10 protein-coding genes are annotated in these 10,525 nt (G+C 73.4%); 3 read left to right on the forward strand and 7 right to left on the reverse strand.

Translation table 11 applies throughout. From position 1 onward, the window contains the following. Window positions 1–151 precede the first annotated feature (151 nt). The 3 genes from ABUL08_RS09430 to ABUL08_RS30600 form a co-directional block, all read right to left on the reverse strand. Window positions 152–982 carry an SGNH/GDSL hydrolase family protein gene (locus ABUL08_RS09430; RefSeq protein WP_350936534.1) on the reverse strand — a complete coding sequence of 277 codons (831 nt, stop codon included), beginning with the start codon at window positions 980–982 and terminating at the stop codon, window positions 152–154. Between the two features lie 22 nt (window positions 983–1,004). Next, window positions 1,005–2,114 carry an alpha/beta hydrolase gene (locus tag ABUL08_RS09435; RefSeq protein ID WP_350936536.1) on the reverse strand — a complete coding sequence of 370 codons (1,110 nt, stop codon included), beginning with the start codon at window positions 2,112–2,114 and terminating at the stop codon, window positions 1,005–1,007. A 249-nt stretch (window positions 2,115–2,363) separates the two neighbouring features. Beyond that, window positions 2,364–2,693 (reverse strand): FAD-dependent monooxygenase, encoded by a 330-nt coding sequence (locus ABUL08_RS30600; protein WP_377522681.1) that lies wholly within the window; start codon window positions 2,691–2,693, stop codon window positions 2,364–2,366. Window positions 2,694–2,780: 87 nt separating this feature from the next. Between ABUL08_RS30600 and ggt the strand changes: the two genes are divergently transcribed. After that, window positions 2,781–4,598 carry a gamma-glutamyltransferase gene (gene ggt / locus ABUL08_RS09445; protein ID WP_377522683.1) on the forward strand — a complete coding sequence of 606 codons (1,818 nt, stop codon included), beginning with the start codon at window positions 2,781–2,783 and terminating at the stop codon, window positions 4,596–4,598. A 97-nt stretch (window positions 4,599–4,695) separates the two neighbouring features. Here the strand turns inward: ggt and ABUL08_RS09450 are convergent, their stop codons facing one another. Beyond that, window positions 4,696–5,457, reverse strand: a complete 762-nt coding sequence (locus tag ABUL08_RS09450) for an SDR family NAD(P)-dependent oxidoreductase (RefSeq protein WP_350936540.1) — start codon at window positions 5,455–5,457, stop codon at window positions 4,696–4,698. A 101-nt stretch (window positions 5,458–5,558) separates the two neighbouring features. Between ABUL08_RS09450 and ABUL08_RS09455 the strand changes: the two genes are divergently transcribed. Next, window positions 5,559–6,428 carry a helix-turn-helix transcriptional regulator gene (locus tag ABUL08_RS09455; RefSeq protein ID WP_350936541.1) on the forward strand — a complete coding sequence of 290 codons (870 nt, stop codon included), beginning with the start codon at window positions 5,559–5,561 and terminating at the stop codon, window positions 6,426–6,428. 259 nt (window positions 6,429–6,687) lie between these two features. Here the strand turns inward: ABUL08_RS09455 and ABUL08_RS09460 are convergent, their stop codons facing one another. Next, window positions 6,688–7,701, reverse strand: a complete 1,014-nt coding sequence (locus ABUL08_RS09460; RefSeq protein ID WP_350936543.1) for an SDR family oxidoreductase — start codon at window positions 7,699–7,701, stop codon at window positions 6,688–6,690. Between the two features lie 243 nt (window positions 7,702–7,944). On the opposite strand from ABUL08_RS09460, the gene ABUL08_RS09465 reads away from it, so the two are divergent. Then, on the forward strand, window positions 7,945–9,714 hold the full coding sequence (locus tag ABUL08_RS09465) for a glycoside hydrolase family 15 protein (protein ID WP_350936544.1): 1,770 nt from the start codon (window positions 7,945–7,947) through the stop codon (window positions 9,712–9,714). Between the two features lie 4 nt (window positions 9,715–9,718). On the opposite strand, the gene ABUL08_RS09470 is transcribed toward ABUL08_RS09465, so the two are convergent. Both ABUL08_RS09470 and ABUL08_RS09475 read right to left on the reverse strand, forming a co-directional pair. Next, window positions 9,719–10,159 (reverse strand): PPC domain-containing DNA-binding protein, encoded by a 441-nt coding sequence (locus ABUL08_RS09470; RefSeq protein WP_350936546.1) that lies wholly within the window; start codon window positions 10,157–10,159, stop codon window positions 9,719–9,721. Further along, window positions 10,156–10,524 carry a hypothetical protein gene (locus tag ABUL08_RS09475; protein ID WP_350936547.1) on the reverse strand — a complete coding sequence of 123 codons (369 nt, stop codon included), beginning with the start codon at window positions 10,522–10,524 and terminating at the stop codon, window positions 10,156–10,158. Before ABUL08_RS09475 ends, ABUL08_RS09470 begins: the two co-directional genes overlap by 4 nt. Window position 10,525 lies beyond the last annotated feature (1 nt).

Genomic DNA, 10,525 nt, shown 5'->3' on the forward strand with positions numbered 1-10,525 from the left:
GGCACCGCGCAGTGCGCGGTGGCGGAGACGTCCGGTTCACCCAGCGGACGTCGGCCCCACCCGGACGTCCCTCCCCCACGCACCGCGGCAGGACGTGGAGATCCGGCCCATCGACCTCGACCCGGTCCATGCCGCGCAGGGAAGGTCACGTTCACCTTCCGGCTTCGGAGCACGTGCGGTGAGCAACCAGCATCGGCGGCGAGTTCGCCTGGTCGGGGGGACAGTCCGCACCCGCGGCCTGCAGTGCGCGAAACGCCGCGTCAGCGATGATCTCGTGTCCGCTGGCGTTGGGGTGGTCCCCGTCGTCCTGCAGCTCGGCGGTCGGGTCGCGCCCGTTGGTGGGCCCCTTGAGCGGGATCTTCGTGTCGACGTATATCGCCGCGGTCTCTGTCGCGACGTCGCTGATCACCCGGTTGACGTATTCGGTGGCTTGCTCGCTGGCCGTGGTGAACGCGCTGCCGCGCGCCGCGCCCACCGCGCCGTCGACGGTGATGTTCCAGTAGCCGATCACGGCGACGACCGGGTGGTGCACCCCGGCTTCGGCGGTGGCGATGATCCGCGTCAGGTTGTCGTGCAGGGTCTCCAGCACCGGTTGATAGCAGGCTGCGCCGGCTGTTCCGCACTCCATGATCGCTGTCGTGTCGACGTCGTTGGCACCGACCTGGATGAGGACGAGGTCGCTGGCGGCCAGGTGTGACGAGACGAGTTCGTCGCGCACCGCGTCGGCCACGTCACTGCTGGTCGCGCCGGCGTGGGCGTCGTTGTGGACGAGGACCTCGCGGCCGGTGGCCGCCGTGATCCGGTGGGCGAGGGACTGGACGTACCCGGGGCAGGAGCATCCGTAGCCGCTCGGAACGGAGTCTCCGAGGGCGACGATGGACGAGCGCGAGACCGGCGGGGCCGCCTGAGGGCGACCCCGGTCCGGTCCGCAGGCAGCGACGCCGGCGACGGTGAGAGCCAGAAGAGCCGCGCCGAGGTGCACGCTCCGCGGTCGTCCCCTGCGCTCAGGCATGAAAGCCCGGGAGAGTGCCACCGAGCCAGGTTAACGCAGGCGTGATGGACGGCTGCCACACCGCGAACCGGTGTCCACCCGCTGGCAGCACGGTCGCGGTGACGGCGGTGGGAGAACGGGCTACGCGCAGGAACTGCGCGGTGCTCGGATAGGAGAGGCTGTCCTGTCGCGACGTCATCACCCACATGGACAGCGGGGCCGGATGGCGTGACTCGAGCCGCACCAGGTCGTACTGGGCCAGGTCAGATGTAGCCGGGATGTAGTGCGTGCCGAAGTCGGGGCGGAAGTAGCCCTGGAACACGACGGCGGCACCGAAGAGATCGGGGTGTCGAAGGCCCAGGGAGGCAGCGCACCATCCGCCGTACGAGTAGCCCGCGGTGGCCCAGGAAAGGCGATCGTCGCGCACCCGGAAGTGCGCCACGATCCACCGCGGGAGGTCGTGGGAGAGCCAACTGTCGATCCGCGGCTGTCCGGGGCCGCCGTCGACACATTCGGTGTCCAGTGAGCGGGGAACGTTGATCTGCGGGACGACGACGATGCTGGGGGCGAGGAGGTGCTGGCTCACGAGGCGGTCCTGTGCCGCCAGGATGCCGGTCCGGAGATAGGAGTCGGGCGTGGCGGGGAAGCCGTGCAGACCGATGATGACCGGGTAGGTCCGGGTGCCGGCGGGGTCGTAGCCGGTGGGCAGCTCGACCAGCACCTGAGCGGCTCCGGCGATGTCGGGCGACGACACCGCGTACCTCTGAAGTCGCTGACCGGGTGCCGGCAGAGCAGGGAGCCGACCGGGGAGCCGTTGCCCCACCAGACCGGTACCGGGAAGGTGCGGCGTCTGCGCGGCGGCGGTGTTGCCGAAGGTGTGCGTCGTCGCCTGGTCGGACGATCCGAACAGGTCACCCCATGAGGTGTAGAAGAGGTACTGGTTGTTCAGCGTCAGACCGCACAGAAGCACGACCAGGGCGCTGACGCTGACCACGCGGGCGGCGCGGGTGAGCAGCTGCAGGTCCGTGCGACGCGGGCGAGGTCTGTCGATCACCGCGAGGGCGAGCATGCCGACAGCGACGACACAGACCGCTACGAAAAGTGCCGGGCTGGTCAGACCCACATCAGCCTCCTTAGCCGATGAGTGGTGCGGCATCGTGAGCTGAAGCCGATGCCCCGACCTGGTCGTCTCTGGTGCCGCGGATCGTCCTCCCGACCACCGACCTCGTCATCGTGCTCTCCCGATCGGTCGCATGGTGACCGCGACACGCCTGGCCGGCAGCCGTAGGCGGTACAGCTTCCGACACAGGATGCGTGCCGAACCTGAGATGATCCTGAAACTCCGACTCCCCGGGACGCGATCCGCGCCCTGCTACCGGCGAGCGCGGGCTCCGCCGACGAGCGCAGCCAGGGATGACGGATCAGGTGGCCCACCGCTGAGCCGCGCGTAAAGGCCGCGTCGGTCGAGCAGGCGGACGACCTGACCGACGAGGCCGTTGGCGCGGGGTTCGCCGGTGGGCGCGGCACGGCGTTCGAGCACGACCGGGTGTACGCCGGCGAGGGCCAGCTCGCAGGCGAGCATGAGACCGTTGGGGCCGGCTCCGACGACGACGTCGATCATGATCGTGATCCCTTCGGGGGCGTGCGGCATCGCCACGGCGGGCGCGGCATACCGCCGGTCGGACGCGATGCGCTCCCCCACCGCGCGCGTCACCGCAGCGCGGCGCGGCGGCGGTCCGGTTGCCGACCTCGGGTTGGCCGGGTAAGAAGAATGCAGTTATCGGGTTCGATGCGAGGAGACCGCATGAGACCTCCGGCCATCACTGCTGCGGCGATGGTTCTGGCGACGGTCGGGGCGGTCGGCGTCACCGCCCCCGTTCAAGCGAAACCGGCCGAACCGGCGAAGACGCCCACCGCCGTCGGGTACGGAGGCGCGATCTCCACCGTGGACGCCACCGCCACCGCCGTCGGACTCGACGTGCTCAAGCGCGGTGGCAACGCGGTCGACGCGGCGGTCGCCGCGGCCGCGACGCTCGGCGTCACCGAACCCTTCTCGGCCGGCATCGGCGGCGGCGGTTTCCTCGTCTACTACGACGCCCGCACCAGGACGGTGCACACCATCGACGGCCGCGAGACAGCGCCGGCCGCGACGACCGAAACCCTCTTCATCGACCCGGCCACCGGGCAGCCGTACCCCTTCGACGAGGCCCGGATCAGCGGCCTGTCAGTCGGCGTCCCCGGCACCCTGCTGACGTGGCGGGACGCGCTCGACCGCTGGGGAACCCGCTCGCTGGCGCAGCTGCTGCGACCCGCCGAACGGGTCGCGCGCACCGGCTTCACCGTCGACGAGACGTTCGCGGGCCAGGTCGCCGCGAACCAGGCCGCCTTCGCCCAGTTCAGCTCCACCAGCGCGCTGTACCTGCCGGGCGGCCGCCCACCGGCCGTCGGCTCGACCCTGCGCAACCCCGACCTCGCCGCGACCTACCGCCTCATCGCCCAGCGGGGCACCGACGTGTTCTACCGGGGTCGGATCGGCCGGGACCTGCTCACCACCGTGCAGAGCCCACCGCTGGCCGCGCAGCCGACCACGTCGTGGCCGTATCCGATCCGTCCGGCCGCCATGACCGCCGCCGACCTCGCCTCCTACCGCACCCGCCTGCCGGCACCCACCCACTCGGACTACCGCGGCCTCGAGGTGTTCGGCATGGCGACCCCGTCCAGCGGCGGCACCGCGGTCGGGGAAGCCCTCGACATCCTCGAGCGTTTCGACCTACGGTCGATGACCGCCACCCAGGCACTGCACCACTACCTGGAGGCCAGCGCGCTGGCGTTCGCCGACCGGAACCGCTACGTCGGCGACGGCACCCCCCGCCCGACGCTCGACGAGCTGCTCAGCGACGCGTACGCCGCGGAACGGGCGTGCCGGATCGACCCGGCGGCGGCGCTGCCCAAGCCGGTCGCGCCGGGTGTACCGGACGGCAGCTACGGCGGATGCCCGACGGCAGCGCGCGCCGACACCCGGGACGACCGCACGGGCACCACGAACCTGACCGTCGCCGACCGCTGGGGCAACGTCGTGGAGTACACGCTGACCATCGAGGCGACCGGTGGCAGCGGAATGGTCGTGCCCGGGCGGGGCTTCCTCCTCAACAACGAGCTGACCGACTTCAACTTCAGCCCGACGCAGGGCACCGCACCGGACCCGAACCTGCCCGCGCCGGGCAAACGCCCGCGCAGCTCCATGTCTCCGACGATCGTGCTGGCCGACGGACGCCCGTTCCTGGCCGTCGGCTCGCCGGGAGGGGCGACGATCATCACCACCGTCCTGCAGACCCTGGTCAACCGCCTCGATCTCGGCATGACGCTCCCGCAGGCGCTGGCCGCGCCGCGCGCATCCCAACGCAACGGCACCACGACCCAGGCCGAGCCGGCCTTCATCGCCGCGTACGCCCAGGGCCTACCGCCGGGTCACGTCCTCGGGTCGACGACGGAGATCGGCGCCGCCACCGGCATCGAGTTTCTGCCGGACGGGAGGATGGTGGCCGCCGCCGAGCCGGTACGCCGCGGCGGCGGAGCGGCGGCCGTCGTCTCCACGCCACGGCACTGAGCTGACGTACCGCTCCACGCCGACCGTAGATCCGGGAACGCGCACGGGTCGCGGCCATGAGGTCAGCCCTGGCGTCGGTGGATCCGTGCGGTCGGGCTCAGCCGGAACGGGTCGCCGTGATGCCGCCGTCGACGGCGATCTCCGCGCCGTGGAGGTAGCCGGCGCGTTCCGAGAGCACCCAGGCCACCGCGTCGGCGATCTCCTCCGGGGTTCCGGGGCGTCCGGCGGGGGTGCCGGCGGTCATCCGGGCGATGACGTCGCCGTCGGCGGCGTTGATCGGGGTACGCGTCGCCCCGGGGGAGACGGTGTTGACCCGCACGCCACGGGGACCGAACTCCGCGGCCCAACTGCGGGCGAGTTGGATCTCCGCGGCCTTGGTCGCGGAGTACAGCCCGACGAAGGGGTGCCCGACGTGGGCCATCCAGGACCCGATGACGACGATCGCGCCGTGGCCGCGGGCGGCCATCAGCGCGGCCAGTGCGGCGGTCAGGACGTGGGGGGCGCGGACGTTGACCGCGAGGGTGGCCTCCAGGTCGGTGTCGGTGAGGCGCACCGTGTCCACGGCGGGGCACAGGGCGGCGTTGTGCACCAGCGCGTCCAGTCGCCCACCGGCGGCCTCGGCGGCAGCGCGGGCGAAGGCCCGCAGCACCTCGGGTGGGCTGGTCAGGTCGGAGGGGACGAACACGGCGTTTCCGCCGTTCCCCTCGATGTCGGCGACGACGGCGGCGCCGCGGTTCCGATCGCGGCCGGTGACGACGACGCGCCAACCCTGCGCGGCCAGGGTCCGGGCGGTGGCGGCACCGATGCCGCTGGTGGAGCCGGTGATCAGGACGGTGCGGGTCTGCTCAGCAGAGGTCATGGTCCCCACCTCACCCTGGAGGCGCCGCACGCACCAGGGCGCGTTGTGCCTGGTCACGCCATGGCCAGGTTCGCGCCGTGGGGTGCTCCTACACTGGATGGATGCCTGCTGACCGTGCCGCCCTGGGGGCATTCCTGCGGTCCCGGCGGGACCGCCTGACTCCTGCTCAGGCCGGGATCGAGGCCTTCCCCGGCCCGCGGCGGGTGCCCGGCCTGCGCAAGGAGGAACTCGCCGTGCTCGCCGGGTTGAGCCCGGACCACTACAGCCGGCTGGAACAGGGACGCCAGCACACCGTCACCGACGAGGTGGTGCAGGCGCTGTCGCGGGCGCTGCAGCTGGACGAGATCGAACGCGCCCACCTGCGGGACCTGGCCGCCCCCACCTCGCGCCGGCGCTGGGCACGGCCGGAGATCGCCCAGCGGCCCGACCCGGGGATGCTGCGCCTGATGGGGGTGCTGGACCACGTCCCGGTGCTGCTGCTGGGGCGCCGTACCCAGGTGCTGGCGCACAACGGGCTGTTGCGGGCGGTGCTGGGGCCCGCGCTGGAGCCGGGGTCGTCGCTCGCGCGGTGGCTGTTCCTCGATCCCGACGCGCGGGTGCGGATCGTGAACTGGGCCGACTTCGCCGCCGCCGCGGTCGGGGAGTTGCGCTACGAGGTGGGACGCCACCCCGACGATCGGCGACTCGTCGACCTGGTGCGGGAGTTGCGCAGCGGCGATCCCGACGTGGCGCAGTGGTGGGACGACCAGCGGGTCACCTTCCGTACCTCGGTGACCAAGCACCTGGTCCACCCGACGGCCGGACCGCTCACCTTCGGCATCGAGTCCGTCGTCGGGCCGCACGATCCGGAGCAACGCCTGATCGTCTACACCGTCGAACCCGACTCCCCCACGGCGCGGGTGCTTCCCGTGCTGGCCAGCTGGGCGACCGATCCGGACGAGTCGCGCGCCGCGAGCGAAACCACCAGCTGAGCGAACGCCGCAACCCGGACAGCGATGCGATGGCCCGCATGGCGATCCTGCTGCGCGTGTGCGGCCGCACCGACGCGTCCTTCGCGCTGTACGACCGGGCCGAGGCGGTGCGGCAGCTGCCGTCCACCGAAGTCGTCCGCGCCGGCACCTGGCGCCAGACCGTCAGACGCTCCTCGACCGGGCCCACGGCGTCCAGGTCCGCTCGCGGTCCCGATCCCCGCCCGTTCGCGAGCCGCCTCGACCGCCGCGCCTGCCGGGGTCAGCGACGACGCCAGGCCAGCACGCCGACCGCCGTGCCGGCCAACCCGGCGGCGGTGGCCAGCCGGTGCCGGGACAGCCACGCCTGCGGGCTTCGGCTGTGCGACCGTCCGGAGAAGTCACCGCGCGCGCCGTAGTCGTGCCCGCCCGGGCCGTCGAGCGGGTGCCACAGGTTGTTCGGCCGGTCGTGGTCCGCCGGCTGGCCGGTCTGCTGCGACCTGTACCCCGTCCGGGCCAGGTAGCGGTCGAGCAGACTCGGCGCCACGCGGTTGGCGAGGATGGTCAGCACGGTGGACGCACCGACCCAGTACTCCCGGCGGCCGGGCCGGTCGGCGGCGCCGACGATCGCCCGGGCGGCCACCTCCGGCTCGTAGATCGGCGGGACCGGCTCGGCGTGGCGTGGCAGTCGGGACAGCAGCCAGTCGAACTGGGGGGTGTTGACGGCCGGCAGCTGCACCATCGTCACGTGGACCTTGCTGCCGTCGTGCAGCAGCTCGCAGCGCAGCGACTCGGTGAACCCGACGATCGCGTGCTTCGCCCCGCAGTAGGCCGCCTGCAGGGGGATGCCCCGGTAGGCCAGGGCCGAGCCGACCTGCACGATGGTTCCGCGGTCGCGGGGGGTCATGTGGGACAAGGCCACCCGGGTGCCGTGCACGTACCCCAGGTAGGTGACCTCCGTGGCGCGGCGGAACTCCTCCGGCCGGGTGTCCTGGAACGGGGCGAAGACGGAGCTGAAGGCGTCGTTGATCCACAGGTCGACAGGGCCCAGTTCCGCCTCGACGCGCCGCCCGGCGGCGACCACCTGCTCGTAGTCGGCCATGTCGACCTCGATCGGCAGGGCGCGGCTGCCGGCGGCCCGTACCTCCTCGGCCACCGCGTCCAGGCCGACCCTTCCCCGCGCGAGCAGCGCGACGGCGATCCCCCGCCGGGCGAGCAGGCGGGCGGTCGCCCGACCCACGCCCGCGCTCGCCCCGGTCACCACCGCTACCCGGATGTCCTCTTTGCGCCCCGCCATGTCGCCTCCCGTCGTTTCGCTCCTCGTGTGGCACTACCCATCCGCGACCGGACCACTCACCGCAGGCCACCGAGCTGCCGGTGCACGGGGCTCAGCTCCCACCACGCGCGGTGTGTCACGGCCCGGCCGTCGGGTATGCGGCGGGCCCGACGCCGACGAGCCGAGAGGGGACCTGCATGCTGGGCGAAACCCGACGGCGGTTGGTCACCGCCGACGCCGCGGCAACGCGCTGAGGCGGCCGGCATGCCAGGTACGGGTGCCGAACCGAACGCCGGTGTCACGCCGGCGGTGCTGCGGGACTACGCGCTGCTCGCCGACGGGCACCGGGGCGCGTTGATCGGCCCGGTCGGGGACGTGGCGTGGCTGTGCGCCCCTGGCTGGTCCGACCCGGCGGTGTTCAGCACCCTGCTCGGTGGGGCGGGCCGGTATCTGGTCACCCCGGCCGGCGGCCGCTACGTGTGGGGCGGACACTACGAGCCGGGGTCGCTGATCTGGCAGAGCCGGTGGGTCACCGGCGACGGCATCGTCGAGTCCCGCGAGGCGCTGGTCTTCCCCGGCGAGCCGGACAAGTTGGTGCTGCTGCGCCAGATCCGGGCCGTGGAGGGGCCGGCGCGGGTACGCGTGGTCCTCGATCCGCGCGCCGACTTCGGTCGGGAGGGGGTCGCCGACGTCACCCGTGACGGCGACCGGTGGCTGGCCCGTACCGGCGGGCTGCACCTGCGTCTGCACGGTGGCGGCGCACTGCGCCGCGACCGCCACGGTTTCCTCACCGGCGAGCTGACCTTGCCGGCCGGCGGCCGGCACGACCTGGTGCTGGAGGTGGCCACCGGGCCGCTCGAACAGCCGTGCCAGCAGCCCGGGGAGCTGTGGCGCATCACCGAGCACCACTGGGCCGCCGTGGTGCCGTCGCTGGACGGCCCGGCGCGGCGCGACGCCGTGCTGGCGTACGCGGTGCTGCGCGGGATGACCCGCCCCGGGGGCGGGATGGTCGCCGCCGCCACCACCGCCCTGCCGGAGCGGGCGATGGCCGGACGCGACTACGACTACCGGTACGCGTGGATCCGCGACCAGTCCTTCGCCGGGCAGGCCTCGGCCCTGGTGCGCCGCTACGACCTGCTCGACGACGCGGTCGCGTTCCTCACCGAACGGGTACTCGCCGACGGCGACCGGCTCGCCCCCGCGTACACCGTCGACGGCGATCCGGTGCCGCGCGAGCGGCGGTTGGCCGAGCTGGCCGGCTACCCGGGCGCCGACGCGCGCACCGGCAACTGGGTACGCGGGCAGTTCCAGCTCGACTCGTACGGTGAGGTGCTGATGCTGCTGGCCACCGCGCAGCGCCACGACCGGCTCGACGGCGACGGCCGGCGGGCCCTGGAGGTGGCCGCCGACGCGGTGGGGCGGCGCTGGTCGCAGCCGGACTCCGGCATCTGGGAGCTACCGCCGCGGCAGTGGACCCACTCGAAGCTGACCTGCGTGGCGGGGCTGCGGAGGGCGGCCCGGGTCGCCACGCCGGCGCTCGCGGCGCGCTGGACGGCGCTGGCCGACCGGATTCTCGCCGATGTCGCGGCCCACGGTCTGGCCGTGCAGGGGCACTGGCGACGCTCCTACGACGACGACCGGGTCGACGCGGCGTTGCTGCTGCCCGGCATCCGGGGCGCGCTGCCCCCACAGGACCCGCGCACCGCGCTGACCCACCGGGCGGTGCTGGCGGAGTTGGCCCAGGACGGCTACCTGTACCGGTTCCGTCCCGACCGGCGGCCGCTCGGCGACGCCGAGGGAGCGTTCCTGCTCTGCGGGTTCGCGGCCGCCCTGGCCGCCTGGCAGGCCGGGGACCCGGTCGGCGCCAACCGGTGGTTCGAACGCAACCGGGCCGCCTGCGGCCCGCCCGGGCTGTACACCGAGGAGTACGACGTGCGGCAGCGGCAGCTGCGCGGCAACCTCCCGCAGGGTTTCGTACACGCGTTGATGTTGGAGACGGCGGTGACGCTCGGGCAGGTCGATCCGTGTCACTGAGCGGTCAGCGGCCGGGGCCGGCGATCAGCGCGAGCCCGGTCTCCGGGTCGACGCGCTTGGACAGCTCGGGTGCCACCTCGGTGACGATCACCTCGAGGGTGGGCCAGACCCGGGCGGAGAGCAGGTGCCCGCCGACCGTGCTGCCGTCGGCGCGGCCGAGGACCGCGTGCACGTGCAGCACCGGCTGGCCGTCGCGGGCGGCGACGTCTCCGAGCAGGGACAGCACCTCCACCTGCTCGCGTACCGGGATGCGTCGGTAGTCGCGCCGCTCGCGGTCGAACCAGCCGACGTCGGCCTCCTGGAAGCCGCCCACGGCGGTCACCCGCCCGGCGCGCAGGTCGTGCCGGTGCAGGGCGTCGCCGATGGCGCTGACCGGGTCCTCGCCCTTGTCGCAGACGACGACGAGCACCCGTCCGGTCGGTTGGTGCAGCTCCTCGGTCCTCACTGTTCTCCTCGGTGTCGGGCGGCGGTGGCGCCGAGCAACGCCCAGCCGGTGGCGACGGCCGCGTTGGCCAGGGCGGCGCGGCGCTGCCGTCGGTCGACGGCGGCCAGCGTGAGTGCGGCGAGTGCGTGGACGGCGTCGACCGTCGCGCCGGCGGCGAACCCGCGCGAGGTGGGCCACGCACTGGTCAGGGCGGCCTGGGCGAGGTGTCGGGTGCCCAGCACCCGCAGGGTCACGATCGCCTCGCCGCCGACCGGACCGAGCGGGCGCAACAGGCGGCCGGGGGCGAGCAGCAGCAGCGCACCCCAGCTCAGCCGGCCGACGAGCAGCACGTCCGGCAGGGCCGGGCGGGTGACGCGGCGGGCCATC

Source organism: Micromonospora sp. CCTCC AA 2012012, from assembly GCF_040499845.1.
In the GTDB taxonomy this organism is placed as follows: domain Bacteria; phylum Actinomycetota; class Actinomycetes; order Mycobacteriales; family Micromonosporaceae; genus Micromonospora; species Micromonospora mangrovi.

Bases quoted from the DNA above. Each gene is read 5' to 3' on its own strand.
- ABUL08_RS09455 (WP_350936541.1), top strand. From the start codon at position 5,559: ATGCCTGCTGACCGTGCCGCCCTGGGGGCATTCCTGCGGTCCCGGCGG.
- ABUL08_RS09450 (WP_350936540.1), bottom strand. From the start codon at position 5,457: ATGACCTCTGCTGAGCAGACCCGCACCGTCCTGATCACCGGCTCCACC.
- ggt (WP_377522683.1), top strand. From the start codon at position 2,781: ATGCGAGGAGACCGCATGAGACCTCCGGCCATCACTGCTGCGGCGATG.
- ABUL08_RS09475 (WP_350936547.1), bottom strand. From the start codon at position 10,524: ATGGCCCGCCGCGTCACCCGCCCGGCCCTGCCGGACGTGCTGCTCGTC.
- ABUL08_RS09465 (WP_350936544.1), top strand. From the start codon at position 7,945: ATGCCAGGTACGGGTGCCGAACCGAACGCCGGTGTCACGCCGGCGGTG.
- ABUL08_RS09460 (WP_350936543.1), bottom strand. From the start codon at position 7,701: ATGGCGGGGCGCAAAGAGGACATCCGGGTAGCGGTGGTGACCGGGGCG.